The following is a 26801-nucleotide window of genomic DNA, read 5'->3' as shown; positions in this document are numbered from 1 at the left end:
CGCCGAACAGCAAGAGGAGCACGCTCCGCAGGTGGTGCTCCTCTTGCTCGTGCGGTCGGCACGGTGCCGGTCAGAACGCCTGTTGCTCGTACGGGGGCGTGGCCGGTGAGCGGGTCATCTCGATGTAGCGGCCCTCCCTGGTGCGGCCCGAGTCGATGAGGACGCCCCGGGCGGCCAGGGTCGGTTGTAGACGCTTGAGGCGGTCGGAGAGGACTTTGCCGGTGGTCGGCCACCCCTTGGGCAGGGGGCGGAAGTCCTCGCCGGTGTAGAGGCGGGTGAGGCAGTGCAGCCACTCCGTGGACGTCATCCGCTGCTCCGCGCCCGGTTCGACGTCGGCAGCGTGCCGCAGGACGGTCTGCGCCAACAGATCACCCTCGATCACGTCGTCATTGAGATCGTCCAGACTCGCCCGGTACGCGGTCAGCGCTCCGAAACCGGTCGCCGCGTCGAGCTGCGCGCACAGGTGCGCGAAGTCCGCCATGCGCAGGTCCGTGGGTGTCTCCGCCTCGACAGCGCGCACCTTGACCGTGAGATCCAGGAGGGACCCGAGGACCACGGGCAGAACCTCCGCGTACTCCGCCCACAGTTCCGCCTCGGTGCGCCGGATCTTCGGCCGCTCCAGACGCAGGGGTAGGAGTCGTTCGGCGAGGTCGGGGCGGATGACGCCCACGTCGATGCCGGTCAGAAGCAGGGGGCGGCGGTAGCGGGCGCGGAACACGTCTCCGTCGGTGAAGAGAGCGCGTTTGACGTTCTCGGCGCCGGTGACGATGCAGCACATGGCGTCGGACAGGTCCGGGGTCATGTGGGAAAGGTTGTCCAGGGCGGTGACCCATCCGGCGGCCACGGCCGCGATCAGGTTCTCCTCGTCCTTCGGGGCGCGGCGCAGGTCGCTGCTCATGCCCTCGATGATCCGGATGAGCATCCGCCCGGCGGTGGACTTGCCGGCGCCCTGCGGGCCGGTGAGGAACGGGGCCGGGACGGGCACGGACGGCCCGAGACTGCCGATGAGCCAGGCGAGGGCCAGGCACTCCGTCTCGGCATTGGCGAAGTTGGTCAGCCGCAACAGGAGGTCGATGCCCTTGCCGTCGGTGTCCTTGACCGGCAGGGGCAGTTCGCCGGTGAGCTGTGTGCGGCGCCAGCACACCTCATGCGGGTCGGGAATGGCGATGTCCCACCCGGTGGGGTGGATACGGACCGACCGCCCGTCGGTCCGTCCCAGGTCCAGCCACGTTGCTCCGTCGAATCCGGGGGCGACGCGGATGTAAACGGGCTGTACGTCCTCGGTCAGAGCGAGTGCTTCGATCAAGTCCAACGCCTCTTTCAATGCGGTGCCGTTGAACACGCCATGCCCGTCGCGGAAGAGGCCGACCATGAGTTCCTGGCGGTGGCTGCCTGTCGTGCCCTGGGAACGAATCGGGCGGGCCACGGGGTGGCCGTTGCGCTGCGCGTACACGGTGCCGTCGGCGGTGCGGAAGTACCGGAAGTGCGCCTGTGCGTAGTCCGCGATGACCTCACGCGCCGGGTTCTTGTCGTCGTCAGCCACGGTTACAGCCCCAACCGGGTGCGGGCGTTGGTCCACGCGTCGGCGCAGTGCCGAGACGTCTCGCCCTTGGCCTGTGCGGCGGCGAACAGCCGCTGCACGTGAGCGTCCGTGAGGCACCCGCACCGGCCGTGCGCGGACAGCACAGCCAGGAACGTCCGGTACACGGTCGCGTGGATTGCCTCGCGGGCGTCGTTGATGCGGGCTTCCGCCATGGTGATCCCGCGGTCCAGGTAGGTGGGGGTGCGGTGGCGGCACTCCCCGCCCCTGGCCAGCGCGGGCACGCTCACGACATGCGGTGCGGGCCGGACCGCGGCGGGTTCCTTCACGGCCAGCGCGCGAACGGCATCGGGCAGGGCGGCCATGGTGCCGGTACCAGGCCCGAGGTAGCGGGCGTAGGACATGGACGACTTGATGTCGACACCGGGGCGGACTGCGTTGGACGACGTCATGGTGCCTTGGTAGATCCAGTGCTCACCGCGCGTCGTCTCCACGGTCCGGGTGGCGGGCAGGGTCTCACGGGCCCATGCCACGGCCGCCGCGTCGTCCAGGTCCACCACGGTCACCCCGGCGGCGCCGGGGTGGTAGGCGACGCAGACGGCCCGGCGCCAGGCGTGGGCCCATGCGAGGGACGTGATCACTGCGGGGTCGGTGGTGGCGGCGGCCCACGCGTGGCAGACGCCGGGGCAGCGGCACGGCCCGGCGGTCTTCATGTTCGGCCGACCGCCGCACGCGTTGTTCGCGCACTGGTGGCAGTTGCCGAAGGGCGCCTTGCCCGCGCGCAGGGGCAGCACAGGGAGTCCGGCGGCGGCCAAGGTGAGTGCCACTCGCCGGAGGGGGGTCTGTTGGGTCATGCTGGGAGACCTCCAACAGGTCAGTTCACGGCAGGTTGGACAAGGGCGGCCCCGCGACTTTGGCGAGACGAAGGGGCCGCCCTTGGCGTAGCTAGCTGTGGAAGTGGTTGCGCTTGATGACGGCCTTGCGGATGTTGACGGTGGTCCCGCCCTTGTGGCCGCTCGCGCTGAAGACCTGCACGGCCACCCACCCGCCGAAGATGACGGCGGCGAGGATGACGAGCTGGGTGATGAGTGCGGTCAGGGCGGTGATGAGCGCGGTCAGCAGGAACAGCCCGCCGCACACGGCGGCGAACCCGATGCCCCCGAGCGCGATGTTCACAGCGGCGCGGGAGACGGGCGGCTTGTGCGTGACCGGCTCGGGGTGCACGGGGGTGATGGCGTAGCCGGTGACGACGCGGCCGTCGGGCAGGACGACGCTCGCCACTGTCGGGATGTCGCCGGGCTGCATGGGCACGAGCGGCGCCATGTGTGCGGGCGTGGTCGGGGTGGGGTGGTGGACGTCCAGGGCCGCCGTCTCGTACGCGGTCGGGAGGCGAGTGTGTTCGTTCACGGTCGTGGCCTCCGGTCAGTTGCCGAGTTGGGCGATGGTGTCGGCGGACGCCTGCACGAGGTTGTGGATGGGCTCATACGCGCCGGTTCCGGCGGCGAAGAACCCGAAGAGGAACAGGGCGATGGCCGCGCCGCCTCCGGCGGACTTGGTCTTGACGGCGAGGGCGGACGCGGCGCCGAACAGCAGCACGGCGGAGATGTTCAGGGTCATCGGGAGCCTTCCGGTCAGGAGGTGTGGGTACCGGCGCGGTAGATGCGGGCCCAGCGGTTGTAGAGCCAGCGGCCGACGCGTATGCGCTTGCCGGTTGCCTTGCAGCGGCGGCAGTCCTTGCCGCGCTTCATCCGGCCCTTGCGGTCGGTCTTCATGGCGAAGCCCCAGCCGTTGCACTTGCGGCAGTTGCCGAACGGCGAGGCAGCACACACGGCGACGTAACAGAGTGTTACGCCTAGAACCAGAGCGATAGCGAGCAGGACAGGGGTCATGACGGGCCCTTCCAGGCGGGTTTCAGGGGTTTCCGCAGGTGGGCCGCTATCCGCTAGCGGCCTGATCAGGAGCGGTTTGGGGCGCTAGCGGGGCCGCTAACGTTAGCGGGGTGTGCCGCTAGCGCTAGCGGCCCCGGAGCCTCAGCCCGCGTCCCGCTTTCCGTCACGCTCCGCAATCGCGGCAACGATGTGGGAGCGGTCGATGCCACGCCGGTTGACGACCTTGCCCTTCACGCGGCGGCCCACCTGGATCGTGGAGACGCCGTGCGGCTTCAGGGCCGCGGCCAGCCCCTCAGGGTCCCAGCCGTCGTAGACCTCCTCGCGCAGCTCTGCGAGCCGGGCGACGACGGTCTCGGACCACACCTTGGGCTCATCGGCCGGTACCACAGCGAGGATGTCGCGCAGCAGGTCATAAGCGGTGGTGACCGGCTCGGGTGCCTCCCCGAGCGCGTGCCCGGACAGCGTGCCCGCTTCCTCTCGCAGGCGGCGGGCGCGGGCGCCGACGTCTTCGGCGTCGCGGCCGTCGATGTAGATGGCGCGCACGATCCGGGCGTCCGACCCTTCACCGACGAAGTAGTGAATGCCCTTGTCACCCCAGGCGAACATCGTCGCCCGCACCCCGCGCTTGTAGGCGGAGGTGCCGAGCACCATGTCGTTCTCCAGCTGGCCCATGACCTTCAGGCACCAGCGGGCCGACGCGTTCGCGCTGATGCCGGTGGGCAGCGCCTTGGCGTCCGGGCGCTGCGTGGCGAGCAGCAGCACGATGCCGGTGGCCGGACCGCGCTTGACCAGGTCGGTGGCGATCTCCTCGAACTCCTTGGCGTGCTCGGGGTGCTCGAAGAGCACCTGGCACTCATCCACCCCGATCACGATCGGGTGCAGCCCAAGGGAACGCTTGTCGGCAAGAGCACTGGTCACCTTCGATTCCGGGCAGACATCCCGCGGAAGCGAACGGATCACCTTGGTGCGGCGCCGCAGTTCCTCGCGCAGCGCCCGGAAGTCGTTCAGGCAGTACTCGATGGACTCGTCATCGTCGCCCGCGGCGTGCCGGTGGGAGGCTGCGTCGCCGACCGGGTCCAGGTCGCCGGTGCCCTTCATGTCGTAGGTGTGCAGCTCCGCCCGCGGGTCCAGGGCGGCGATGAGCAGCAGCAGACGCAGCAGGAACGTCTTGCCCATCCGGGGGATGGCGCCGATGACGCCCGCGATGTACATCAGCGTCGCCACGACCCAGCGTCCGCGCTGGTCGGTGCCGTAGGCGACCGGCTTGAACAGGTCCACCGAACCCGCCTTGAGCAGCGGCCACTTGGGCTGCTTGGCGCGGGACATGTCCTGGTCCCCCACCCAGAGCACGAGGTGTCCGGTGTGCTCATCCGGTACCGCCTCGGGCCACACACACCCGAGCGGGCGGCGCAGGCCGGAGGCGAGCCGGTCGCGGCGCTCGATGACGTCGGTCACCGTGACGCCGTAGGGGAGGTTGCCCTCCGCGCGCCAGCCGGGGCCGTCGCGGGTGATGGGGGCGGTGAACTCGAACCCCTCGCGCCCCTTGGCCTGCGCCTGGTTGATGGTGGGGATGCCGAGCGCCCCGAGCGCCCGCAGCACGATGTCACTGGTGAGCTTGACCGCCTTGGGCAGTTCCACCGCCCGGTGGATGACCGGGGCATCCGCCTGCTGACCTGCGAACCCGAGCGCCATCACGACCGCGCTCACCGACACCGCCTGAAGCCAGCCGGGGGCGAGCACGTACATCGCGAGCGCGGCGCCCAGGCCGACGAACAGTGCGAGCACCGCAACGAGGGTGCGCAGTCGGACGCGTCCATCGCGCTGCCGCGACAGCTTCAGATACTCCGCAGCGTCCTCACGCCGGACCGCGGCGAGTCGGACCGGCTCGCCCTCACGGTCGGCCATCCACCGCATCGTGCCGCCCACGAATCGGGCGGTGCCGGTCGGGGCTTGCAGGGCGAGCCGGGCGGCGTAGGCCGGGGTGCGCAGCGCGTGGTACCCGGCGGCGTGGGCATAGTGGCGGGCCACCCACGCGGTGGCGGTCCGCAGTTCCGCCACCGATCGCAGCCACACGGGAACGACCGCACGGCGCTGTGCCCCGAGCAGCCGACCGAGGTAGCCCGGACCGGTGGCCGTCGGAGTCGGTTGGTCGACCATCACGGGTGCGGTCGGGTCGCCCGACTCGGCACCCGACCGAGCGGTGTCGGAGTCGGCCGACGGGTCGGCGTCCGGCCGGGCGGTCGGGTCGGCCGACTCCGAACGGGCCGACCGCGCCTTGTCGAGGTCGACTACCTCGCCCCCGGAGTCGGCCGACATCTCCGCTTCGAGTCGATTGAACAGTTCGTTCTCGTCGTCGGGGTGCTTCACTGAGGGTCCTTCCAGTGGGAGGAAAGGCGGGGCCGGTCCGTCGCTGTAGGAGGTGAGCGGAGCGACCCCGCCGGATCGTTTTGCGCAGTTCAGGCGGCACGGACGGGGAGGGCAGTGGGCGCGAGGAAGCCGAGCGCGGCCACCGTGTAACCCGTGCACACGGAGCCGATCCGCAGTGCCCCCATCACGCCACGCGCTTCCACGCGGCCCGAAGCCGGACCTCTGAGGCGGAGTAGCCAGCCGCCCTGAAACGAGTGGCCATCTCACGGTAGGACAGGGCGGGCGTCTCGCTGTTGCGGATCTCGTCGACCAGCGCGTCAAGCGCCTCATCCGTGAGCGCGGGTGCCGTCTCCAACGCGGTGACCGGCTCTGTGGGGCCCCAGACGGGGAGTTCCCAGCGGGATGTGACGCCGGGCGTGACGCGGCTCGTCACGCAGGTCAGCGCCCTGCCGGTGTCCTCGCCCTGCCGCGCCGTCTCCAGCGTCGACCACGCCCGCGAGAGGGTCTTTGCGGTCTTCGCCTGGACGCGCGCGACGCGGGCACCGGCCCCCGTCACGGCCGTCAGCCGGGTCTCCTCGGCGGTGGCGTCCGCCCGCAGCCGAGCACGGGCAACGGCTGCTTCGTCACGGGCCTCTTGCTGGATTCCCCGGATCGCACCGAGCGCGGCCGGGGTGAGGGCGGTGCGCTCCCACTGTCCGTGCACCAGCCACAGTGCCTTAGCTGCGAGGGGCAGCCAGGCCACGGCCAGCCACGCGCCGGAAGATTCTTCGGCGGTCAGTGCGTGAGCGATGAGGACGCTGGTGGCGACCAGGCCGAAGAACCAGCCCACGCCCGTCACGGTGCGGTTGTGGTCGCCCTGCGCGGCGAGTCGGCGTTCATAGGCGAGCGTGGCGAGCCATCCACCGTCGATGCCGAGACCGACGACCAGCGCGACCAGCCACGGCACCGCCGTGCCCAGCCACATCAAGACCACGGCCAGAGTGAGGACCATGGACACCGCCGTCATCGCCACGGCGGGAAGAACGGTCTTGGCGCTCATGCCGCACCTCCCTTACGGCGGTTCTCCGCCCGGCTGCGCTGGTTGGGCTGCGTCCGCGGGGCGCCCTCGTACCAGACGAACGGCGGGATTTCGTCCGCGGCGGTGAAGACACGGATGGCGGCGCCCGCCGGGGCGTGGGGCAGGGGGTAGACCTTGCCGTGCTCCAACGACGCCAGCAGCCGGGCGCCGTGGTGCTCGCAGCCGTCCGCCCCATCGTTGTAGGCGTCCAGCACGGTCACGACTGCCGGGCCGTCGCACGGGGTCGGGTCGTCGTGGTGAGCGGCCGGGCAACGGTTGGCGCCGGTCACGCCACACCCCCCGGCCACGGTCAGTTCGTCGACGAAGGGGCGGCTGCGCCGGTTGCAGCCCATGTCACCTTCGACCGCGTCCCAGTTCACGCCGACGTACTCACGGCCGTGATTCGGGTGGTCAGTGTTGGTGACGCGGCCGATGTCGACCCCGTTGACGGTCCCCATGCGCCCCTCGGCAGACATGACGCGGGTGCCCTTCGGGAGGTCGGCGGCGGTGCGGGGGGTGGTCGACCCCACAGCCGTGCCCTGGCCACGGAGTTCCGCCACCAGGGCAGAGCCCTTCTCCGTCAGTGTGCTCTCGACGGGGTGGATCAGACCCCGGGCGATCAGGGCGCGCTCCGTGCGGACACCGCACGCCACCACTTGCCCGTCCTCGCCCGTGTAGAGGGCACGAAGCATGGGCTCGCTCAGCTTGTGAGCCCTGATGATCTCGGTCACGGGTGTGGCGCTCACGCTGCACCCCCGGAAACCTTCGCACCGGCCGTCTGGTTGATCACGGCGACGCGGGCGGCCAGCGCCCGGCGGCGGGCCCGGCGGATACGCCGCTCGTCGAACTCGGTCGGGACCCGGTCAAGGGTCATGATCTGCGCGTCCAACAGGTCGACGTCCGCAAGGATCACAGGCATCTCCCGGTCGATCGCGTCCAGCTCAGCGTCCGTCGGCTCCATGAAGTCGGCGAACGCCGTGACAGCGTCCTGAAGTGTGACAACGTGGTTCATGGGTCGTGGTTCCTTCCACAGAGGAACGGCCCGAACAGAGCCCCCGGAGTTGCACCTCCGGGGGCTCACGCCGTTGAAGTCGGGGTATTCCGGCTCCCCACCACCCCGCCCGTACGGCCACCGCACACAGCGAGACCGGACAGGCGAGGGAGGCAACCGGCGCGGCGATAGCCACCGCGGGACGGAAGAAGGCGACCGGTTGTCCGCCGCACTCGAACGATGCGAGGGACCGGAGATGAAGCGGCGCCGCCGTGCCGGTCGATCACGGCCGCGCCCAACGCTTTCGTCTGATCACAGTTGCTCCTTCAACGCGATGAACAGGGACTTTGCACTGCAAGGGGGACCTTGTCCCCACTCTCCGGCCGTTGCTCGCGGTCACCGGGCCACCTCGCCAGTACGGGCCGAAGCCCTGTTCCACCTGGCCTTTAGCGGGATTGCAGCGTTCTCGCCCTGTGCATTCGTGCAGGTCAAACAGGTCGATCAAGTGCTCTGCCCTTCTGGGCTGAGCCGCTTTCTCAACTCTGCCTCAGAGTGCACTGTGAGGCAGAGTGCGTCAAGTCCTCACGCGGAACAACCAGCGTGGGAGGCTGGTTCTACCTCTGCGGCTTAGGCACTATGAGGCAGAGACCGACAACACTTGGGGTGCAGATGGTCGAGTGGACCGGCAAGCAGTTCGCCTATCAGCAGGTAGCCGATGACCTGCGACGACGCATCGCGGATAGCGAGTTCGCCGACACCGGCCAGCTCCCCTCGTACGGGGACCTCCAGAAGGCTTACGGAGTCACGGTGACCGTGGCTCGCACCGCCATCAATCAGTTGAAGGCCGACGGGCTCGTCGTCACCCATCAGGGCAAGGGCGTGTTCCTGACTGCCGACGCCAGCCGCTCCGCCGCACAGCTCGTCGATCCGGTCGCGACCGTGGCCGAGTTGCGCGACGAAGTCGACAAACTGCGGACCGAAGTTGGAAAGCTGCGCCAACGCGTCGCGGCCCTGGAAGGGAACTGACCTTCCAGCAAGCCGGGGTGGGGCGTGAACGGCCGCGCCGTGGGGCATCTGAACCTCCTCGTTCGGTGTGCCACAAGTTCACCGCCACGGCGCGAAAACCTGTATCACGTCCCGCTACCTGAGAAAGTCCAAGCAGTTTTATACATCCGCTTACACATGCGCTATCACGAATTTCCACAGCGCTAGTCGGGCCGCTACACTCGCGGCTCCGACTAGCTATCTAGGAGGGGCAGATGGCTCGGAAGCACCCGGATTGGAAGCCGGATCTCCTGCGGATGCACCGCGAGGAGATAGGGCTCACTCTGGAAGACACGGGGGAGAAGCTCCGCGAAATCGCGGAGCGGCACGGCTTCAACCTGGCCGGGAACTTCCAGACGATCTGGGGCCACGAAAAGGGTTCGGTATATCCCGGTCCGCATTACCGCCGGGCATACTGCCGCCTCTATCGTCGCAATGAGGCCCAACTCGGCTTCCGTAAAGCCCTGCCCGGAGAGGATGCCCCTGTGGAATCCGTACCGGCGCCCGCTTCTGCTGAGCGTAAGCTCCCCAACCAGCCGGACGCAGTACGCAAAGCGCTGAGCAGCATCCGCGAAGGTACCGACGATGTGGACAGCGAAGCTCTGCGCAATCGTGTGGTCAACGCATGGAGCCGCCACACAGCAGGGGCAAGCACTGACGGACCGGCCGTGATCCTGGTAGGAGGGTACGCCGGATCGGGGAAGTCGGAGTTCGCGAAGTTCCTAGGCGGGCTCACCGGTTGGCCGATCCTCGACAAGGACTCACTGACGCGCCCGCTGGTCGACCAGCTTCTTGTCTCCCTGGGCGGAGAGGCGCACGACCGGAGTTCGGAGCTTTACCGGAAGAAGGTCCGACCGCTGGAATATCGGTGCCTCATGGAAGCCGCGTGGGACAACTTGGATTGCGGAATCTCAGCAATCCTCGATGCTCCGTTCATCGCCGAATTCGCACAATCCGAATGGATGCAGCGCTTCCAGAACCGTTGCCGGTCAAAGCGGGTTTCGGTCGCGACCATATGGGTTGAGTGCGACCTAGAATCCATGCGTGAGTACATCGAATTCCGAGGTGCAGCACGCGACGCCTGGAAGATGGAAGCCTGGGAGGAATACGCGTCGGGGCTCGATCTGAAGTTCCGTCCGCAGGGCCCGCACTTCGTCGTCGACAACAGCCTTGGCGCTGCCGTCGCCTTGGTCGACGAAGCGCGCGACGTGCTGAGCGGCGGTGGGCTGTGATGCGCTCTGGCGTGATCCTTTACGGCCCGCCCGGCTCCGGCAAAGACACCATCACCAGTGAACTGACACGGCTCCGACCGGAGTTCGCGCTGTTTGAGCGGCTCAAGGCTGGTCCCGGGCGCACGACGGGATACCGGCTCACGACCGTTGACCGCATCGAAGAGCTGTCACGCGCGGGAGGACTCCTCTACCGCAACGCTCGCTACGACGCTGAGTACGCCATCGACCGGCAGGGCGTCGCGGCCCTGGTCGACGCCGACCGCATCCCCGTTCTGCACATGGGGCAGGTCGTGGGGGCCAGTGCGGTGGCTGCCTTCCCCCTGCACTGGATTCGTGTGCTCCTATGGTGCCCCCTGGACGTCACGGAGTCACGTTCCATCGACCGCGGGGACAAGGACGTACAGGCTCGGGTGAAGGTCTGGCACGAGACCCGAAAGGATCTGTTGGCCCATGAAACCGAGCCATGGACCCTCACCCTCCGAACCGACCAGCTCAGCCCCACCGAGTCCGCCAACGCCATCATCGATGCCCTCGGGGCCACCGCGTCAGCCGAGAGCCGGAATATCCGGGAGCTTGTGGGATGACGACGCTCGGTGTCCTGCACCCGGGCAGCATGGGAGCTGCCGTCGCCGCTCAAGCGCGACGTTCCGGCGCTGAGGTTCTGTGGTGTCCGGCCGGACGTAGCGCGAGTAGCAGGGAACGAGCCGAGCGATACGGCCTCACGCCGGTACACGCGCTGAGCGAGATGGTCGAGCGGGCCGACATCATCCTGAGCTTGTGCCCGCCGGCCGCCGCCAAAGACGTGGCGCGGAACGTCACGGCTTGCTCGTACACCGGAATCTACGTCGATGGAAACGCAGTCTCCCCCGCGACGATGGCCGACATCAGCGCCATCGTGCAGAGCTCCGGAGCGACCGCGGTGGACGGCTCAGTGATCGGGTCCCCGCCGTCGGATACCAAGAGCCCGCGCCTCTATCTCTCCGGACCGGCCGACACGGTACCGCTGGTCGTCCGCCTCTTCGATGGAAGCTCCGTCCAGGCACGGCCCTTGCCCGGCGGGATCGGGCAGGCATCCGCACTCAAGCTGTCGTACAGCAGCTACCAGAAGGCCAGCCGCGTTCTGGCCGCGGTTGCCTACGCTCTCGCCAGTGATCACGGGGTTGAGGCGGAACTACTCGATATTGCCCAGGGGCGGACGACCAGCTACCTGACAGAGACCGCGTACTTCCCGAAGGTCGCTGCCCGGTCATGGCGCTGGGGCCCGGAGATGAAGGAGGCGGCTCACGCCCTCGAAGAGGCATGCCTTCCCTCCAACCTTGCTGAGGCCGCAGCGGCAGTCATGGAGCGGTGGTCCGAGCTAAAGGACACGTCGCCTGATCTGGCGCTCGCACTGGATGAGCTGCACACGGGCCCACACGGCGATTCCGGCTAGCCCTTCACCTCTCGCAGTAGCTCGATGGCCTCCGCGACGCTCTGCACCACGGCGTCGGGCTCGCGGGGGCCACTGGCCCACTCACGGCCGTTGGCCACCCACACTGCCCGCAGTCCCGCCGCGCTCGCCCCACCCATGTCCGTGTCGGGGTTGTCCCCGACCATCCACCCTCCGGCGCTGAGCCGGACGCCGCACAGCGCGGCGGCAGCATCGAAGTGCTCGTACGCCGGTTTCCTGACTCCGATCTCCTCCGAGACACAGATGCCGTCGAAGTGCGATGCGAGCCCGGTCGCGGCGAGCTTGGCCCGTTGAATGTCCCCCGCCCCGTTCGTCGTGATGCCCAGCGTCCACCCCGCAGCCCGGAGTGCTTCGAGTCCTTCCCGCGCCCCTGGGAGACAGCGCGCCGACCGCGCGACGCCGTCGACGTACTCGCGCCAGAGGTCGCCCGGGTCGTCGGCGAGCCCGAATGCCTCCCGCAGATGGACGAAGTCCGCCGGATAGGCTCGCTCCCGGAGCCGTTCACAGATGACGGACTCCGAGCCCCCCGGCAGTCGCCGTGATCGGGCGAAGCCACGGGCCCAGTCCTCCAGGCCCCCGCGTCGGTCGATCAGGGTGTTGTCGAGGTCGAAGAATGCCAGCACACTGCGACGCTACGCGACCGATGGCGGGCGCCTCACAGACGCTCCAGGAAGCTCCCACGGGGGGCCAAACGGGGGGCCAAACGCAACAGCCCGCACCGGACCGTCGCGGACAACCACGGACGGAACAAGGGCCGTTGATCCTGGTCATGCACTCGCCCCACAAGGTCAACTACCCCCGAAATCGCGTTCGGGACGAAGAGGTCGTGGGTTCAAATCCCGCCACCCCGACTGAAGGAACACCAGGTGGCCGGCCTACTCGCACGAGTAGGCCGGCCACCTGCTTTAGATGCGTGCCCACCTGCGTGATGAGCACTCCGGGCCCCGCTTGAAGATGCCGCCCATGACCGCTGCACCGGTCTGGAGCACTGGGGCGGATCTCCTCCCGGGAGGACCTCCTCAGCCACGGCCGTACCGAGGTGGCCGACGAGCCGGGATGTCTTGGCGGGACGCCACGGACAGCGCCTCGCGGAAGGCGCGCCGGACGTTGGTCGCGTCGAGCGGCTTGCCGACGGTCGCGACGAAGACGAAGCGGTGTTCCGCTCCACCGCGATGTGCGGACGTTGCAGCGGATCGGCATCCAACTTGCCCTGAGGAGGGCGTAGTCCCAAGTGAGCACCCGGAGTTCCGCGGCGCCTTGAGCCGGGCCATGTCCTCTGGCACGGTGAGCAGTTCGGGCGCGGCGGTCATTCGGGGGTACCTTCCGGGTCGAGGAGTAGTGGCGAGACGTGGCGAGGAAGTGTCCGCGGAAGCCGTTGGACTGCAACCGTCGCGGCAGGGACGGCACCGAGGCCGGTTGCGAGCCACGCTGATCGACCGATCAATTCACAAATAGCGCCGCGAACGGATCTCTGCTATCAATCTGAGAGATGGGGCCGACCACCGACCGAAAGAGTCCCTGCTCGCACGCAAGATCGTGCCATTTGGTTTACGGAGCCACCACCTTCCCAGCGCGTCATGGAAATGCAGCTGGACTGCTTCTTCTTGGATGGAGGGAGCTGACCTTATCGGCAGCCCAAGAAGGACTCGGGGAGGCGTGTGCGGAACATTTGAATTCACGGTCGAATTAGGCGCCAACTCTGCGAAGTATGCCACCTTCTCGTCAGCATTCGAATCCATTATCAAGAGGTGGTAGATGGGCGCATCACTGTTGTTTCGCACATGGAGATGTGACGTCTCTTTTCCGCCCTCGCGTGCTTGATCGATCCATGTAGCTATTTTGCTTGCCTGTTCTCGTTTCTTGTCCCGAGCACTGCGCCAATATGCGAAGACCGCGAGAACCACCGATGCTGTGCTCACCCACGCGGGCACATCACCCCAGTCCCAGCCGAACCAACTGGCGGCCACGACGGTCGACAGCCAGTTCATGCCGCACCTCCACGCCACTGCCGCGCCAGAACCTCCCCATATTCCCAGCCTGCGCGGTTCCTGTCCGGGACGCATCTCCCCAGCAGGATTCGAGCGGCCGCGAAGTGGCTCCGAAGCAGAAGCTGGGCCGCCGAGGCCGGCCAACAGTCCGGCTCCACAGCTCGGACCACGTGGGTCACGCTTGGGACAGGCCGTGGATGCTGCCAAGCCAGAGGACATCGCGCGCTCGTGTCATGGCGACGAAGAGCTGGCTGCGGGACAGCTCGTTGCGCTCGCGTTCGGTCTCGGGGGTTTCCGGGCCAGAGATACGGGCGGCCGTGGCCAGGGGCCCCTGGTGGTCGGGGAGGAATACGCGCTTGAACTCCAGTCCCTTGGCGCGGCGGTAGCTGCCGAGTTTGACGGCGTCGACCGGACGACCGTCGTAGTGCTCCAGCAGACGGGCGGGGATTCCTGCGCGTTCAAGGAGGCGCTGGTAGTGGCCGATGGCGCGGGTGGAGGGGCACAGGACCGCGCAATCGGCGCGGGCTCCGGGCGGGAGGTCGCGCAGTGCCTCGAGGAGGGCTTCGTCGTGCTCGGCCCGGGTGGGCCGCGAGACGCGGATCACCTGGCCGTCGTGGTAGGTGAGGTCGACGTCCCGGCGGCCTGAGGTGGGCAGTCCGTCGATGTCCTCGAAGGTGTCCTCCTCGACGACGGCGAGTGCCGCGTCGAGGATCTCCTTGCTGTTGCGGTAGTTGATCCGCAGCACCTGCGCACGGTCGCCACGGATGTCGATACCGGCGTCGGACATACGGAAACCGCCCGGATAGACGGCCTGTTGCCCGTCGCCGACCAGGAGCAGGCCGTTGGGGGTGTCGCCGACGAGGCTGTGCAGCAGCCGGACGCCGACGAGCGTGAGGTCCTGGACCTCGTCGACGATCACGGCGGTGTGGCGGTGCTGTCCGGTGCGGCGGCGCGCCTCCTCCAGGGCGAGGGAGAGGACGTCATTGAAGTCGTGTACGCCACGTTCGGTGCGGAGCGATTCGTAAGTCTCGAACAGAGCCCATACGGCTTGCCGGTGTGTCCGTCGCAGGCTCGTACGACGGCGTCGGCGCGGCACCGTGGCGTACTCATCGAAGGAGGTGATGCCACGGCCCTTGATGACGTGGTCGATCTCCTCCCGCCAGTACCCCGGTGCCGGGTCGATCTCGGCCAGACAGCTGTCGCGGCCGACGTGCTTCCAGGCGAGGCTGAAGGCCGTCTCCGCCTTGTCGCCGTTCAGCCGGACCGGGACACCGCGGTCGCGGAGGAACTCCTGCGCCCAGGAGTGCAGGCTGCGGAAGTCGACCCGGTCGGCGACGGCGGGGGACATGACCTCAAGGAAGGTCGCCTGCACCCGGGGCAGGTTGTTGGCGAAGGTGACGTACAGGACGCGGCCGTTGGTGCGCCGGGCCAGATGGGCCGCGCGATGCAGGGCGACCACCGTCTTCCCGGTGCCGGCCGGACCGCTGATCCGTGCGGGACCGGACCAGTTGCGGCGCACCAGGGCGACCTGGTCGGGATGGAGGAAGGTCATCCACTGTTCGATCGGAGCCCTCAGTGCCTCCGCCATCGCCGCTTCGCGCAGCCTATCGAGGTCGAACAGCCCCTGCGGAGCGTCGTCTTGGGGCCGAGCCGGTTCCGGCGGCCTCTGGGGCACGGACGATCCCTCGTACTCGGGGAAGACCTGCTCCAGATGGTTGGCGATGGCGTCCACGGTGGGGGCGGCCACCCGACGGCGTTGCGCCAGCAGGGCCGGGCCGACCTCGGCCTCCCCCAGCAGCCGGATCCTGCCCAACTCGACGTCCACGCGGTGTCCAGCGAAGACCATGAGGGGCTGGACGGCGACCGGGGACATCCCCAGCGAAGCCACCGCCGATTCGGCCACCTTTGTCACGGCCAGGAGTCTGGTGGCGTGCTCGTCGCGGGGCTCACCGTCGGCGACGAGCCGTCCGTCCGGTGTCTTTGGGGGCGAGCGCCAGTTCTTGACATCGACGACGAACACACCGCCGGGGCCGACGAGCAGCATGTCCACATTGGCGGTCCGCGTTCCCGGCCATCGGCGGTCCACCAGGAGCCGCCAACCGCGCCCGGTCAGTACCAACAGCTGTGCGGCGACCCGGCGTTCGCCCTCACTGGCGGCTTCCCATCTGCGCGCCTGCTGCCGGGCCGCTTGCCACTGCTCCCTCAGTAGCCGTTCCTGTCGCCGTGCCTCCTGAGCTCGCCGCGACGCGGATCCACCAGCTGCCATGCACGCCCCCTCGTACGCAGAGTAGTGATCATAAAGCGGTCAGCGAGGACACGACAGGGCGCCGGGGGCGTGCTCCGGGCACGGGCTCGCGGCTGGGTCCGCGGCTACTGGCGGCTCAGGGAGCGGCTGATGCCCGCGGCGATGGTGGTGGCCAGGATCCAGCCGGTGACGATCAGGGTGTAGGAGAGCCACTGGTACCAGCCCTGTGGGGCGAAGGCTGACTCCTGGCCGAAGCCGATGATCGGGAGGAGGAGGTCGACAGTGTAGAAGAGCGCGTTGAACTCGGGGGCCTCGTCGGGCTTCAGGGGGTGGGGGTGGTGGAGGGCGAAGGTGAGGGCGCCGCCCAGGAGGAGTGCCAGGAGCCATCCGGCGGCGCGCATGGGGCGGAAACCGTAGCCGACGGTGAGGTCCTGGAGGTGGCCCCAGAGCCGGGCGTGTCGGGGAAGGGTGCGGCGGTGGCGGCGGAGTTTGGCGAGTTGGACGGTGCGGGCGGCCGCGTCGTCGCCCGCGGTGCGGTAGGCGGTCGTCAACTGCTCGTAGGCGTACGGGAGATAGCTGCCCTCCTCGTGCTCGAGCAGAGGCAGGCGCTGCTCCGCGGGGAGGTGCGGGGTCAGGCTCCGGTAGCTGAGGCCGTCGATCCGTACGCGGTCGGGCCACACCTCCGGTGCGATGTGGAACAGGTCGAGTTGGGCGCCGCGCAGATTCAGGACGCCCTCGATCGGGGCGGCTTCGCGCAGCCACAGCTCGCCGATGGTCGCGCTGCTGGCGCGCAGGGCCTGGCCTTCCGGATGGCAGAGCCGGACATAGGCGAAATTCAGATGGCGCGGGATCCTGGCGCCGCTCAGATTGACGCGGCCCCGGGCCCGCATGCGCATACCGCGCAGATCGGTGCCGACGGTCAGGTTCTCGGCATGCAGGGCGGTACGGCCGGGGGCCAGGAGGTGGGCGTCGTCGAAGTTCACGTCGCCGGCGACCGTGGCTCCGTTCAGCCGGATCAGACCGTGGGCGACGAGGCCGCGGGCGATGAGGTCATGGCCGATGAGGGCCTGGTTGAGTTCCAGCACGGCTTCCGGGGGCTCACCAGGATCCGGTACGGCCGGGGTGAGCGGGGATTCGAGGCGGGTTCCGTCGAGGAAGACGGCTCCGCCGACATGCGCTCCCGCGAGCCGGACCCGGTCGGTGAAACGGCAGCCGGTCATCCGCAGCGCCCCGTCCACACGAATCGCTCCGGCGGTGAGTCCGGGCAATACGGAATGGCTGAGCACCAGGGTGCGGAATTGGGCTCCGTACAGGACCGGCACGCTCTCGAATACGCAGTATCGCAAGCGGACGGCGTGCTCGACCGTTCCGTAGCGGAGGTCCAACCGGCCGGTGATATGTGCACCCAGCACCTTCAGGGCCGGTATCTCACCGTCCCGTACCGGTCCGTCGAGCAGCAAGGCCCGCAAGACTCGTGCCCGTACGGTCCGTTCGGGTCCCCATAGGGTGCCGGGCTCGGGACCGGCCTCGTCGCTGTCGCGGAAATCGACGCTTTCGCCCAGCGGGAATGCGTCCCACACCCGGCGTTCCGCGGGCGTCAGATCGGTGATCTCCATCGGCGGGATCGTGTCCCGCGCGCGATCGGAGTGTCAACTCCCCCATGGCGCAGGCGGGATGGCGGCCCCGGCCGGGGAGGTGGCCGGGGCCGGTGCGCGGGGTTACGCGGTGGGCAGCTTGCCGCTGCGGGTGTGGACCTCGCCCATGAAGTCCGAGTCATGGGAATTGAGCCGGTAGACGTTGATACGGACCTTGTGGCCGTCCTTCACGTTCACCTCGCAGCTCTTGTAGGAGCTGGTCTCGCAGGTGCCCTTCTTGCCGCCCGCGGTGGCGTCGTAGACCTCGGCATAGATGTAGTGACCGTCCTTGCTGAGGTCGTCCACGTCGACGATCTCCGGTCCGCCGGAGGAGTTCCGGGGCTCGAAGACGATCATCGCGCGCTTCTTCCCGCCCGACGAGAAGTAGTCGACCGTGTTTCCCTCGGCGTGGGCGGTGCCGACGCCTGTCGCGAGCGCGAGGCCGATGGCCACCGCCGCGGTGCCGCCTACTCGGGCGAACGAGGGAAGACGCTTCATTTCTCTCCTACTGATCTGTGCCCATCGAATGCGGATGCTCCGGGGCCGGTGTTCCGGCGTCTGGAGCGGCTGTTGCGTCAGCCGATCACATGAGCGACGCCGCTGCCAACTCCATGGTGGTGAACCTGAGTTGGAACATCGCTCCTGTTACAGAACCGGAGTTGCGGTGTAGCCGTTCCATGAATCCACACGTCCGAAAGGTGGCTGTCCCCGGCCGGAGCGCGCCGGATAGGAAAGGCGCAGCGCCTGGCCGGATGCCGACGACCGTCGGCGCGGACACCGGCGCCGACAAGGAGACCGACGTGATCCGCAGACGCATCGCCTGTCTCGCACTCCTGACCTCAGCGGTCACCGCCACCGGTATGGCGACCGCGAGCGCCGCCCCCGGTGACACCATGAACATGTGCGGCAGCCAACTGACCCCCGCCGGCTATGTGGACACCCAGTGGTGGAACAGCTGGAGCTGCGGCTCCGGCACCTTCAACCCCAACATGAAGCAGATCAAGCAGCTCACCGGCTATCCGGTGGGCACGGAGGTGAACGCATGCGCCTCCACCTGGCCGCCCGCGGGCTGGACGATCACCAGGAGCTACTACAGCGGCGCCTGCCGCTATTCGGCCGTTCCCAGCTTCGACCCCAACAGCTGGACGCTGCGCCGTACGTCCTAGGCATGGCTGGACGTCAGTCGTCCGCGGCGGTCCAGCCCTGCCGGTGCAGTACGGCCGGTACGTCCGGGGCCTGGTAGTTGTCGCCCTTCAGGACCTTGCCGTCGGCCCGGAGGGTGGGGCGGCCGTCGGGACCCAGCTTGGTCATATTGGCCCGGTGGATCTCGGCGATCACCGCGTCGAGATCGATCCCGTGGACCAGGGCGGTGCCGTACGCGACGTAGACCACATCGGCCAGCTCATGGGCGAGGTGGGCGAGGGTGCCGCCGGCGGATGCCTCGGCGACTTCGGCGACCTCCTCGGCCAGCAGGTCCTGGCGGTGGGCGGCGACTTCGGATGAGACCGCGGTGGGCGTCGTCCGGGCGTCGAGACCGAAAGCCAGATGGAATTCGCGGACCAGATCGGCGGGAGAACGTTGCACCCGCCGATCGTACGCGGCGGGGCCGGAACGGGTGCGCTTCCGCTTCCTCGGCGACCATCGGGGGCATCGGCGGTCAGCGGTCAGCGGCTGGTCATCTGCGGTCAGCCGTCCGGGCGGTGCGCGGGCATCCGGGCGGTGCACGGGCGTCCGGGGCATCCGTGCGGTACGCGCTGAGCGTGCGCTCCGCGATCGCGATGCGACCTCCTCCCGCCGTCGCGATGCGGACTTCTCATCGCCGCGCGTCTCGCGTGTAGCCGCTTCTGTCATCCTCACGGATGGTAAAGAATGGGTAATGGCAGGAAGTCGGCCAGGGACCGATGGAACGGTTCCCACCCGTGGAATCGGCCGAGGGCCACCGCGTTCCGTGGATGCCGGGGAGCGGTCGAGGCGCGGGAGTGACCGGGATGCGGGCGCGGCCGGGCCTCGGGAATGGTTGGCTGTCGAGAACGGCCGAGGGTGGCGGGAGCGGCCGGGCGGTGCGTCATGAGGAGGACGGTGACCATGATCGAGTGGAGGCAGCTCAGCTCCGGTGTACGTCCCGTCCCCGAGCCCGTCTCCACCCCGGTGATCTGGGTCGGCGCCTTCGTCGGCGCACTGCTGCTGGTGGTGGTCGTCAACTTCCTCGGTGGCCACGGCCGCCCGGGCTTCGCCCTGGTCGCGCTGTCATTGCTGGCCGCGCTGCTGGGGTTGTGCGCGCGGTTTGTGGCGGCCCCGGGCACGGCGGCGCTGTGCTGGCTGTTCCTCAACGCCTTCGCCATCCCGCCGTCGGGGGAACTCACCTGGGCGCAGGGCCGTGACACCGGGTGGCTCGCCTGTCTGTTCGCCGCGGCCGTCGCCGGAACCGCCCTCGCGCGGATCGTCAACGCGCGTGCCGGGTACCGCCGGATCACGCCGCACGGGCACGGCGCCTGATCGTCGGACTGACGCCTACTGGCCGTCGGACCGCGGCGGAGCTTCGCCCCCGCCGCGCCGCGGCCCCGCCGCCGCGAGTGCCTCCCGCCGGACGCGCGGCCCGGTGCCCGAGGGCTGTCCCGTGATCCCCAGTGGATCAGCGAGCGGCGCCGGATGCGGTCAATCGCAAGGCGGAGGGTCGTCCTCGTACCGGGCGTACTCGGGCGATCCCGACAACGCGGCAGGGGGCACCTCCCGGGCGAAGCCTGGGGGCGGCCGTAGCCGGCGTCGGGAGCCCGCTGGGGATGACGGGACAGCCCTTAGGGTGGGGACCGTCAGCGGAGATCGCCACGGAGGCTCTCCCGGCCTTCGACTCCGCTTCCGGAGTGGTGCACCCATGAGCCTCAGCATCCGCAATCAACTGCCCGCCACCGTGATCGCCGTGACCCCCGGCGAGGCCATGGCCACGGTCCAGGGCCGACTGGCCGGTGGCCAGATCGTGACGGCCGCGGTGACCCTGGGCGCCGTCGAGGAGCTCGGCATCACCGAGGGGTCGCGGGTGACCGCGTTGGCCAAGGCCACCGAGGTCGCGTTGGCCACCGGTGAGGTCTCGGGGCTGAGCATCCGCAATCGCCTGCCGGGCACGGTCGCGCGCCTCGCGCTCGGGGCGGCGATGGCCACCGTCGTCATCACGCTCGACGGAGGCGGGGAACTCACGGCCGCCATCACCCAGGACGCGGTGAAGGACCTCGAGCTCGCCGAGGGCACCCCTGTCACCGCCCTGATCAAGTCGACCGAGGTGTCGCTCGCCACCGCGTAGGCCACCCGCGGCCCCGGCCACCGACTCCGCCTCTTTCTGACAGCACCGCAACGGTCTGCGCCCGGCAGGAGCCATGGCGCATACCGGGGTGCGCGAGGGACAATTGCTGACGTGACCGAGCGCAAGCCACCAGGCATCAGCTTCGAGACATGGGCGGACCGGCAGATTCGCGAGGCGGAGGAGCGCGGCGACTTCAGCGATCTGCCGGGATTCGGAAAGCCCCTCCCCAACCTCAACCGCCCCTATGACGAGTTGTGGTGGGTCAAGGAGAAGATGAGCCGGGAGAATCTCTCTTTCCTGCCGCCCACGCTCGTGCTGCGCAAGGAGGCGGAGGACGCACTCGCGGCGGCTGCCGAAGCGCCGTCGGAGCGCGCGGTGCGGGAGTTGCTCTCGGGCGTCAACGACAGGATTCGCGAGGCGATCCGCCGACCGCCGCCGGGGCCGCCGCTCAATCTGGCGCCCATCGACATCGATGAGGTCGTCAAGGAATGGCGGAATCGGCATGCGGCCGACGAGACCGATCCGGCCGACCGGAAGACCGACTAGATCTCCGGAACCAGGTCGCCGACCGGAAGACCGACTGGACCGCGGACCTGATCGCCCGGCCTACTCCTCGTTGCCGTACGGCCGGGTCATGATTTCCATCGCATGACCGGACGGGTCCATGAAGTACAGCCCACGGCCGCCGTAGTGACGGTTGATCTCGCCCGGCTGCTTCTGATGCGGATCGGCGAAATAGGTGATGCCCAGGTCCTGGATCCGCGCGAACGCCGCGTCGAACTCCTCGTCGGAGATCAGAAACGCATAGTGCTGCATGGCGATGGACTCGGCTGGAATGGTCGCGAAGTCCAGGGTGACGCTGTTACTGGTCTGCACCGGGATGAACGGGCCCCATTCGGCCCCGACCTCGAGACCGAGGATGCTCGCCAGGAATTCGGCGGATTCCCGCTTGTCGCGGGCGTGGATGATCGTGTGGTTCAGCTCGACCGACACGGTGGAATGCCTCCGTAAGGCAGTCTCACGGGCACCTCCATGCCTCACCCAGCCGGTGACCGGCACGCGATGCCGTCACTTCGATCGTAGATGCCGTCGATCACCCGCGTCGAGGCCACCACCGCTGGTGACCGGTGCCTGCGCTCCGTGGCCCACGCCCCCACATCCCGGACCACATCCCGTCCGCCACGGCGCGTGAGCACGGGACACCCCGCCGCGTGAGCACGCCGCGCCCGGGTACTCCCGAAGAGTCCGCTTCTTCCCTTCATGCCCATGGGGAGCACCATGGCGACGACAGCGAACACCCGTCGCCCCGAGACGGTCATCCATACCGCCGGGCTGACCAAGATCTATCCCCATACGGACTTCGCCGCCGTGGACCGGCTGGATCTGGAGGTGTACCACGGCGAGATCTTCGGGCTGCTCGGGCCCAATGGAGCGGGCAAGACCACCACGGTCGGGATGCTCACCACCCGCGTCGTCCCCACGGCCGGTTCGGCCTACATCGGCGATATCGACGTGATCGCACATCCGGCGCTGGCCAAGCAGGTCATCGCGGTGGTGACCCAGCAGAACACCCTGGACCGTTCACTCACGGTCTGGGAGAACCTGTACTTCCACGGGCTGCTGTTCGGGATGCCCGGCAAGCGGTCACGCCAGGTGGCCGACCGGTTGCTGGAGCAGTTCCGGCTCTCGAAGTGGGCCTCGTCCTCGGTGTACGCGCTGTCCGGCGGGATGGCACAGCGGCTGATGGTGGCCCGGGCGATCTTCCACCGTCCGGCCGTGCTCTTCCTCGACGAACCGAGCGCCGGTCTCGATCCACAGAGCAGGCTCGCCCTGTGGGAGATCCTGGACCACCTGATCGCCGACGGTCAGACGATCCTGCTGACCACGCACAACATGGACGAGGCCGATCAACTCTGTGACCGGGTGGCCATCATCGATCATGGCCGGATCCTCGCCCTGGACACCCCCGCGGCCCTCAAGCAGAGCGTGGACGCCGACACCGTCGTCACCGTACTGGCGCGCGGTGACGCGGATGCCCTCGGCGACCTGCTGACCCGCGAGATCGCCGAGGCGGTCCGGGTCCGGCCGGTCAAGGGCGGGGTCGAACTCCAGGTCAAGGGCAATGACCGGCTGCTGCCCCGGATCGTCAACGCCGCGGAGACCGGTGGCTTCCGGCTGATCGACCTGTCCATCAGCGCGTCCACGCTGGAGACCGTGTTCATCTCGCTGACCGGGAAGGAGCTGAGGGACGCATGACCGCGGGGAGCGACCGTCCCCTCTCCACCACCGGTCCGCCGGAGGGCCGGATCGTCGTACGTCCCGCCCGGTCCGCGGCGGCGGCGAGCCGTTCCGCCCTGGCCGCGCTCATCCGGCGGGATCTGACCGTGCTGATGAAGAACTTCGGCGAGTTCGTCGGCCGCACTCTGATGCAGCCCTTCCTCCTCGTCTTTGTCTTCCTCTACGTCTTTCCCACCATCGGACAGGGCATCGGATCGGGCGGCGGCACGGCCGGGGAATCCGCGTTCGCCACCGTCCTGGTCCCCGGGGTGGTCTCGATCGCGATCATGTTCCAGGGGATTCAGTCGGTGGCGATCCAGATGTCACAGGAATTCGGCTTCACCCGGGAGATAGAGGACCGGGTGCAGGCTCCCTGCCCGATCTGGCTGGTGGCGGTCGCGCGGGTGCTCTCGGGAGCGGCCCAGGGGCTGATCTCGGCGGTCCTCGTCTTTCCGATCGCGGCGGTGGTGCACGCGCCCGGGGTGCGCGCCGATCTGAAGGTCCACTGGTGGATCGTGGTCACCCTGATCCCCCTGGCCTGTATCGCCATGACCTCGCTGGGGCTGCTGCTCGGCACCTCTTTCGAGCCGCAGAACATCGGGGTGATGTTCGGGTTCATCGTGCTGCCGCTGGTGTTCCTCGGGGGCACGTACTACCAGTGGACCAAGCTCTCCCTCGTCCACGTCGGCGGATTCCACTGGCTCCAGATCCTGGTGCTCGTCAATCCACTGATCTACATCACGGAGGGAATGCGGGCGGGACTCACTCATGCATCGCATATGCCACTCTACGTTGTCTATCCGGTCCTGGTGGGATTCTGTGTGGCCTTTCTCGGCTTCGGCCTCCGGAATTTCCGCCGCCGGGTGCTCTCGTGAACGCTCTCGTGAACGCGACGACCGAGCCGCGGAAAGACGCCGAACCGCGAGTCGGCCATCCGGGCCCGTACGCACACCGGATCAGCTGCGCGGGACCGCCGCCACACTGAAGATTCCGCCCTCCGGATCCCGTAGCGCCGCGATCCGTCCATAGGGGGTGTCGGCCGGCGGGGAGATCATGCTGCCGCCGAGTTCCAGGGTGCGAGCGGCCACCGCGTCGACGTCCACCACCTGGAAGTAGACGTTCCAACGCGGCCGGACATTCGGGTCGGGCGCGGCCTCCAGGGCACCGCCGAGCAGCCCCGCCACCGCCTTGCCGTCGATGTGCAGCACCACCCGGTCGTGCTCGAACCGCACATCGACCCGCTCCCGCTCCTGCGTGTCCCAGCCGAAGACCTGACCGTAGAAGAGCGCGGCGTCGAACGCGTCCCGGGTGCGCAGTTCCAGCCATACGGGCGCGCCCGGGCGGCGCTCGCCCCACCAGGCGGAGGTGAGATCACCCTCCCAGATACCGAAGACCGCGCCCGCCGGATCGGCCGCCCAGGCCACCCGGCCGCTGCCGAACTCCAGCGGCCCGACCGCGACCGTGCCGCCGCGCTCCTGGGCGCGCCGGGCCACCTCGTCCGCGCTGTCCGCCGCGAAGTACGTGGTCCAGGTGACCGGAAGCGTCATCCCGGCCGACGGTGACGACGCCCCGATGCCGACGGTCGGTACGCCGCCCTTGGTGTACGCGATGGTGTAGCGGCCGTGGCCCTGCCGGGTGGGCCGGAAGCCCCAGCCGAAGAGATCTCCGTAGAAGGCGTGCGCGCGGTCCAGATCCGCTGCCATGAGACTGACCCAGCACGGGGCCCCCTGGACAGCGCGGAATCTCTCCCGCAAGGCCGCTCACCTCACTTCGCTTCCCACTACGCCGATCTCCGCGGATCTCCGCCGATCCTCCGTCGTTCTCCGCGCAGCCCTGACCGCACGGGCGTCACGCCCGGTATCTCCACTTTCCTCCGGATCGCCGAAGCCCGCCACCGCGAGAGCCGCGCGGCCGGAAGGACCCGCGGGGCGCTGTGGCGTATCACACCGATGCGGGTCTGGCGCCTGGGGACGGACGCCCAGCGGAGGCAGGGCAGTATTGCGCCCATGTCGAATCTCCGCTCAAACATCATCGCCTGGTTGGGTCGCAAGTATTTTTCGAGGATTCAGAAGAACGGCTTCGACCTGTCCAAGATGTCGTTTCTCCCGGACGCCACGCTGGCACCGCTGAGGCGTGATGGACTCGACCCCGTTGCCGATCTGGCCCGAACCAGGGCAAAGGAACCTATCAGTAAGCTTCCACTCCCCTTTGGGATAAATGCCTGGCTTGTCACCGGATATGACGAGACCAAGGCCGTGCTGGGGAAGGCGAAGGGGTTCAGCTCCGATTTCACCAATCTCGCGGAGAGGAACATCGGGGTCGCCCCGCAGCAGAATCCGGGCGGTCTCGGCTTCAGCGATCCACCGGTGCATACGAGACTGCGACGCCTGCTGACGCCCGAGTTCACCATGCGGCGGCTCAGCAGGCTCACCCCGCGCATCCACGCGATCGTGGAGGAGCGCCTCGACGAGATGGCCGCCGCGGAGGGGCCCGTCGATCTGGTGGAGGCGTTCGCGCTCCCCATCCCGGCCCTGGTCATCTGCGAGTTGCTGGGCGTCCCGTACGAGGACCGGGAGGACTTCCAGCGGCACAGCACGGCGCGTTTCGATCTGTTCGGCGGGGCGAACGCCTCCTTCGGCGCAATGTCCGACCAGCTCTCGTATCTGCACGGCATCGTCCACAAGCAGCGCGAGACACCGGGTGACGGGCTGCTCGGCATGCTGGTGAAGGAGCACGGTGACGAGATCGACGACCAGGAACTCGCGGGCTTGGCGGACGGGGTGCTGACCGGCGGTCTGGAGACGACCGCGAGCATGCTGGCACTCGGCACGCTCATCCTGCTCCAGGCGCCCGACCAGTTCGCGGCGATGCGCGACCAGGACGAGGTCGTCGACCGGTTCGTGGAGGAGCTGCTGCGCTATCTCACCGTGGTGCAGGTGGCGTTCCCGCGCTTCGCCCGCGAGGACATGGAGATCGGGGGCACGAAGATATCCGCCGGCGATCTGGTGCTGTGCTCGCTCAGCGGAGCCAATCGCGACGAGAAGCTGGGCCCGGACATGGAGCGCGTCGATCCGCATCGGCCGACCCCCTCCCACCTGGCCTTCGGCTACGGCATCCACCGCTGCATAGGCGCCGAGCTGGCCCGTATGGAACTCCGGGCGGCCTACCCCGCGTTGGTGCGGCGCTTCCCGCACATGCGGCTGGCGGTCCCGGCGGAGCAGCTCTCGTTCCGGAAGCTGTCCATCGTGTACGGCGTGGACGAACTGCCGGTGCTGCTGCGGTAACCGCAGAGGTGACGAGGAGAAGCGCAGTGAGCGGGAGGGGTCGGGGGGACCGGGAGGGACCGGGAAAAGCGGAGGGGGAAGGAGGGGGACCGGGTGGGGACGGCGGTCAGAAGCGCTCGGCCATCTGCTCGCGCTCCAGCGGGGGTTCGTACGGCGCGGGCCAGAAGTCGGTGATGGTCTGGATCCGGCCGTCCGGCGCGGAGGTGAAGAAGCTGATGCCCTCGGTCTCCTCCTCGTCCACGCTGAACCGGACCCACGAGACCGCCTGAGTGCTGTCGGCGACGACGCGCTCGACCTCGAGGCTCCACTCGCCCAGATACTCGGCGTTGAAGCGGACCACGGCGTCCCGGCCGAGCACGCGCTCGCGGGTCTGCGGCAGCTCGTAGCGGACATCGTCGGCGAGCGTGGCGCCGAACGCCCGCCAGTCCCTGGCCTGGGCCGTCGCCCAGTACGTCTCGACCGTCGCGCTTATGTCGCCCATCAGTCCCCCTCCATGTGTGCAGGCCAT

Annotated in this window: 28 protein-coding genes; 11 read left to right on the top strand and 17 right to left on the bottom strand. The window is 68.6% G+C overall.

Annotated features, from left to right (window positions below):
* Positions 1 to 70 precede the first annotated feature (70 nt).
* The 9 genes from HUT19_RS21675 to HUT19_RS21635 form a co-directional block, all read right to left on the bottom strand.
* Entirely contained in the window at positions 71 to 1543 is a 1473-nt protein-coding gene (locus HUT19_RS21675; RefSeq protein WP_176182062.1) for an ATP-binding protein, read from the bottom strand.
* A 2-nt stretch (positions 1544 to 1545) separates the two neighbouring features.
* A complete protein-coding gene (locus tag HUT19_RS21670) occupies positions 1546 to 2394 on the bottom strand; it encodes a bifunctional DNA primase/polymerase (protein ID WP_176182061.1) in 849 nt (282 codons plus the stop codon).
* A 91-nt stretch (positions 2395 to 2485) separates the two neighbouring features.
* Positions 2486 to 2947 (bottom strand): hypothetical protein, encoded by a 462-nt coding sequence (locus HUT19_RS21665; protein WP_176182060.1) that lies wholly within the window; start codon positions 2945 to 2947, stop codon positions 2486 to 2488.
* 15 nt (positions 2948 to 2962) lie between these two features.
* Positions 2963 to 3157 (bottom strand): hypothetical protein, encoded by a 195-nt coding sequence (locus tag HUT19_RS21660; RefSeq protein ID WP_176182059.1) that lies wholly within the window; start codon positions 3155 to 3157, stop codon positions 2963 to 2965.
* 14 nt (positions 3158 to 3171) lie between these two features.
* Positions 3172 to 3429, bottom strand: coding sequence for a hypothetical protein (locus tag HUT19_RS21655; protein WP_176182058.1), 258 nt, complete (start codon positions 3427 to 3429; stop codon positions 3172 to 3174).
* Between the two features lie 141 nt (positions 3430 to 3570).
* Complete coding sequence (locus HUT19_RS21650) at positions 3571 to 5796, bottom strand: cell division protein FtsK (RefSeq protein WP_176182057.1); 2226 nt, start codon at positions 5794 to 5796, stop codon at positions 3571 to 3573.
* Between the two features lie 184 nt (positions 5797 to 5980).
* Positions 5981 to 6835 (bottom strand): protein spdB, encoded by an 855-nt coding sequence (locus tag HUT19_RS21645; RefSeq protein ID WP_176182056.1) that lies wholly within the window; start codon positions 6833 to 6835, stop codon positions 5981 to 5983.
* Positions 6832 to 7599, bottom strand: a complete 768-nt coding sequence (locus HUT19_RS43130) for a hypothetical protein (protein ID WP_254885698.1) — start codon at positions 7597 to 7599, stop codon at positions 6832 to 6834. The genes HUT19_RS21645 and HUT19_RS43130 overlap by 4 nt, the downstream gene beginning before the upstream one ends.
* On the bottom strand, positions 7596 to 7865 hold the full coding sequence (locus HUT19_RS21635; protein WP_176182055.1) for a DUF6284 family protein: 270 nt from the start codon (positions 7863 to 7865) through the stop codon (positions 7596 to 7598). The genes HUT19_RS43130 and HUT19_RS21635 overlap by 4 nt, the downstream gene beginning before the upstream one ends.
* A 648-nt stretch (positions 7866 to 8513) precedes the next feature.
* Here HUT19_RS21635 and HUT19_RS21630 point away from each other — a divergent pair.
* The 4 genes from HUT19_RS21630 to HUT19_RS21615 all read left to right on the top strand — a co-directional run bounded on the left by HUT19_RS21630 (position 8514) and on the right by HUT19_RS21615 (position 11552).
* Positions 8514 to 8870 carry a winged helix-turn-helix domain-containing protein gene (locus HUT19_RS21630; protein ID WP_254886201.1) on the top strand — a complete coding sequence of 119 codons (357 nt, stop codon included), beginning with the start codon at positions 8514 to 8516 and terminating at the stop codon, positions 8868 to 8870.
* Between the two features lie 233 nt (positions 8871 to 9103).
* Positions 9104 to 10120, top strand: coding sequence for an AAA family ATPase (locus HUT19_RS21625; RefSeq protein ID WP_176182053.1), 1017 nt, complete (start codon positions 9104 to 9106; stop codon positions 10118 to 10120).
* Positions 10120 to 10704: a guanylate kinase gene (locus HUT19_RS21620; protein WP_176182052.1), complete on the top strand. Its 585-nt coding sequence runs from the start codon at positions 10120 to 10122 to the stop codon at positions 10702 to 10704. The genes HUT19_RS21625 and HUT19_RS21620 overlap by 1 nt, the downstream gene beginning before the upstream one ends.
* Entirely contained in the window at positions 10701 to 11552 is an 852-nt protein-coding gene (locus HUT19_RS21615) for an NAD(P)-dependent oxidoreductase (RefSeq protein ID WP_176182051.1), read from the top strand. Before HUT19_RS21620 ends, HUT19_RS21615 begins: the two co-directional genes overlap by 4 nt.
* On the opposite strand, the gene HUT19_RS21610 is transcribed toward HUT19_RS21615, so the two are convergent.
* The 4 genes from HUT19_RS21610 to HUT19_RS21595 form a co-directional block, all read right to left on the bottom strand.
* A complete protein-coding gene (locus tag HUT19_RS21610; protein WP_176182050.1) occupies positions 11549 to 12193 on the bottom strand; it encodes an HAD family hydrolase in 645 nt (214 codons plus the stop codon). The two genes, HUT19_RS21615 and HUT19_RS21610, sit on opposite strands and share 4 nt — an antisense overlap.
* Before the next feature lie 1540 nt (positions 12194 to 13733).
* Positions 13734 to 15824, bottom strand: a complete 2091-nt coding sequence (locus tag HUT19_RS21605; protein WP_176182049.1) for a nuclease-related domain-containing DEAD/DEAH box helicase — start codon at positions 15822 to 15824, stop codon at positions 13734 to 13736.
* Positions 15825 to 15928: 104 nt separating this feature from the next.
* Positions 15929 to 17419, bottom strand: a complete 1491-nt coding sequence (locus HUT19_RS21600; protein ID WP_176182048.1) for a membrane-associated oxidoreductase — start codon at positions 17417 to 17419, stop codon at positions 15929 to 15931.
* A gap of 102 nt (positions 17420 to 17521) precedes the next feature.
* The gene (locus tag HUT19_RS21595; RefSeq protein WP_176182047.1) at positions 17522 to 17935 is read right to left on the bottom strand and encodes a hypothetical protein; all 414 of its coding nucleotides are present in this window, start codon (positions 17933 to 17935) and stop codon (positions 17522 to 17524) included.
* A 254-nt stretch (positions 17936 to 18189) separates the two neighbouring features.
* Here HUT19_RS21595 and HUT19_RS21590 point away from each other — a divergent pair, with 254 nt between their 5' ends.
* Complete coding sequence (locus HUT19_RS21590) at positions 18190 to 18603, top strand: hypothetical protein (RefSeq protein WP_254885696.1); 414 nt, start codon at positions 18190 to 18192, stop codon at positions 18601 to 18603.
* Between the two features lie 13 nt (positions 18604 to 18616).
* On the opposite strand, the gene HUT19_RS21585 is transcribed toward HUT19_RS21590, so the two are convergent.
* Positions 18617 to 19021, bottom strand: coding sequence for a MazG nucleotide pyrophosphohydrolase domain-containing protein (locus HUT19_RS21585; protein WP_176182046.1), 405 nt, complete (start codon positions 19019 to 19021; stop codon positions 18617 to 18619).
* Positions 19022 to 19522: 501 nt separating this feature from the next.
* On the opposite strand from HUT19_RS21585, the gene HUT19_RS21580 reads away from it, so the two are divergent.
* From HUT19_RS21580 to HUT19_RS21570, 3 genes are all read left to right on the top strand, one after another.
* Positions 19523 to 19933: a hypothetical protein gene (locus HUT19_RS21580; protein ID WP_176182045.1), complete on the top strand. Its 411-nt coding sequence runs from the start codon at positions 19523 to 19525 to the stop codon at positions 19931 to 19933.
* Between the two features lie 376 nt (positions 19934 to 20309).
* Complete coding sequence (locus HUT19_RS21575) at positions 20310 to 20732, top strand: molybdopterin-binding protein (protein WP_176182044.1); 423 nt, start codon at positions 20310 to 20312, stop codon at positions 20730 to 20732.
* Between the two features lie 111 nt (positions 20733 to 20843).
* Positions 20844 to 21278, top strand: coding sequence for a DUF1992 domain-containing protein (locus HUT19_RS21570; RefSeq protein WP_176182043.1), 435 nt, complete (start codon positions 20844 to 20846; stop codon positions 21276 to 21278).
* Positions 21279 to 21338: 60 nt separating this feature from the next.
* Here HUT19_RS21570 and HUT19_RS21565 read toward each other — a convergent pair whose 3' ends face one another.
* A complete protein-coding gene (locus HUT19_RS21565) occupies positions 21339 to 21725 on the bottom strand; it encodes a VOC family protein (RefSeq protein ID WP_176182042.1) in 387 nt (128 codons plus the stop codon).
* A gap of 285 nt (positions 21726 to 22010) precedes the next feature.
* On the opposite strand from HUT19_RS21565, the gene HUT19_RS21560 reads away from it, so the two are divergent.
* Positions 22011 to 22988 carry an ATP-binding cassette domain-containing protein gene (locus tag HUT19_RS21560; RefSeq protein WP_176182041.1) on the top strand — a complete coding sequence of 326 codons (978 nt, stop codon included), beginning with the start codon at positions 22011 to 22013 and terminating at the stop codon, positions 22986 to 22988.
* Positions 22985 to 23884, top strand: a complete 900-nt coding sequence (locus tag HUT19_RS21555) for an ABC transporter permease (RefSeq protein ID WP_176182040.1) — start codon at positions 22985 to 22987, stop codon at positions 23882 to 23884. The genes HUT19_RS21560 and HUT19_RS21555 overlap by 4 nt, the downstream gene beginning before the upstream one ends.
* A gap of 81 nt (positions 23885 to 23965) precedes the next feature.
* Here HUT19_RS21555 and HUT19_RS21550 read toward each other — a convergent pair whose 3' ends face one another.
* Complete coding sequence (locus tag HUT19_RS21550) at positions 23966 to 24712, bottom strand: VOC family protein (protein WP_176182039.1); 747 nt, start codon at positions 24710 to 24712, stop codon at positions 23966 to 23968.
* A 303-nt stretch (positions 24713 to 25015) separates the two neighbouring features.
* Between HUT19_RS21550 and HUT19_RS21545 the strand changes: the two genes are divergently transcribed.
* A complete protein-coding gene (locus tag HUT19_RS21545) occupies positions 25016 to 26293 on the top strand; it encodes a cytochrome P450 (protein WP_176182038.1) in 1278 nt (425 codons plus the stop codon).
* A gap of 106 nt (positions 26294 to 26399) precedes the next feature.
* Here the strand turns inward: HUT19_RS21545 and HUT19_RS21540 are convergent, their stop codons facing one another.
* Positions 26400 to 26774 (bottom strand): nuclear transport factor 2 family protein, encoded by a 375-nt coding sequence (locus tag HUT19_RS21540; RefSeq protein ID WP_176182037.1) that lies wholly within the window; start codon positions 26772 to 26774, stop codon positions 26400 to 26402.
* Positions 26775 to 26801 lie beyond the last annotated feature (27 nt).

The organism is Streptomyces sp. NA02950 (assembly GCF_013364155.1).
GTDB lineage: Bacteria > Actinomycetota > Actinomycetes > Streptomycetales > Streptomycetaceae > Streptomyces.
This window is presented reverse-complemented; position numbering and strand designations above follow the sequence as displayed.

Bases quoted from the DNA above. Each gene is read 5' to 3' on its own strand.
- HUT19_RS21670 (WP_176182061.1), bottom strand. From the start codon at position 2,394: ATGACCCAACAGACCCCCCTCCGGCGAGTGGCACTCACCTTGGCCGCC.
- HUT19_RS21660 (WP_176182059.1), bottom strand. From the start codon at position 3,157: ATGACCCTGAACATCTCCGCCGTGCTGCTGTTCGGCGCCGCGTCCGCC.
- HUT19_RS21655 (WP_176182058.1), bottom strand. From the start codon at position 3,429: ATGACCCCTGTCCTGCTCGCTATCGCTCTGGTTCTAGGCGTAACACTC.
- HUT19_RS21645 (WP_176182056.1), bottom strand. From the start codon at position 6,835: ATGAGCGCCAAGACCGTTCTTCCCGCCGTGGCGATGACGGCGGTGTCC.
- HUT19_RS21635 (WP_176182055.1), bottom strand. From the start codon at position 7,865: ATGAACCACGTTGTCACACTTCAGGACGCTGTCACGGCGTTCGCCGAC.
- HUT19_RS21630 (WP_254886201.1), top strand. From the start codon at position 8,514: ATGGTCGAGTGGACCGGCAAGCAGTTCGCCTATCAGCAGGTAGCCGAT.
- HUT19_RS21625 (WP_176182053.1), top strand. From the start codon at position 9,104: ATGGCTCGGAAGCACCCGGATTGGAAGCCGGATCTCCTGCGGATGCAC.
- HUT19_RS21620 (WP_176182052.1), top strand. From the start codon at position 10,120: ATGCGCTCTGGCGTGATCCTTTACGGCCCGCCCGGCTCCGGCAAAGAC.
- HUT19_RS21615 (WP_176182051.1), top strand. From the start codon at position 10,701: ATGACGACGCTCGGTGTCCTGCACCCGGGCAGCATGGGAGCTGCCGTC.
- HUT19_RS21605 (WP_176182049.1), bottom strand. From the start codon at position 15,824: ATGGCAGCTGGTGGATCCGCGTCGCGGCGAGCTCAGGAGGCACGGCGA.
- HUT19_RS21600 (WP_176182048.1), bottom strand. From the start codon at position 17,419: ATGGAGATCACCGATCTGACGCCCGCGGAACGCCGGGTGTGGGACGCA.
- HUT19_RS21595 (WP_176182047.1), bottom strand. From the start codon at position 17,935: ATGAAGCGTCTTCCCTCGTTCGCCCGAGTAGGCGGCACCGCGGCGGTG.
- HUT19_RS21590 (WP_254885696.1), top strand. From the start codon at position 18,190: ATGCCGACGACCGTCGGCGCGGACACCGGCGCCGACAAGGAGACCGAC.
- HUT19_RS21580 (WP_176182045.1), top strand. From the start codon at position 19,523: ATGATCGAGTGGAGGCAGCTCAGCTCCGGTGTACGTCCCGTCCCCGAG.
- HUT19_RS21575 (WP_176182044.1), top strand. From the start codon at position 20,310: ATGAGCCTCAGCATCCGCAATCAACTGCCCGCCACCGTGATCGCCGTG.
- HUT19_RS21560 (WP_176182041.1), top strand. From the start codon at position 22,011: ATGGCGACGACAGCGAACACCCGTCGCCCCGAGACGGTCATCCATACC.
- HUT19_RS21555 (WP_176182040.1), top strand. From the start codon at position 22,985: ATGACCGCGGGGAGCGACCGTCCCCTCTCCACCACCGGTCCGCCGGAG.
- HUT19_RS21550 (WP_176182039.1), bottom strand. From the start codon at position 24,712: ATGGCAGCGGATCTGGACCGCGCGCACGCCTTCTACGGAGATCTCTTC.
- HUT19_RS21545 (WP_176182038.1), top strand. From the start codon at position 25,016: ATGTCGAATCTCCGCTCAAACATCATCGCCTGGTTGGGTCGCAAGTAT.
- HUT19_RS21540 (WP_176182037.1), bottom strand. From the start codon at position 26,774: ATGGGCGACATAAGCGCGACGGTCGAGACGTACTGGGCGACGGCCCAG.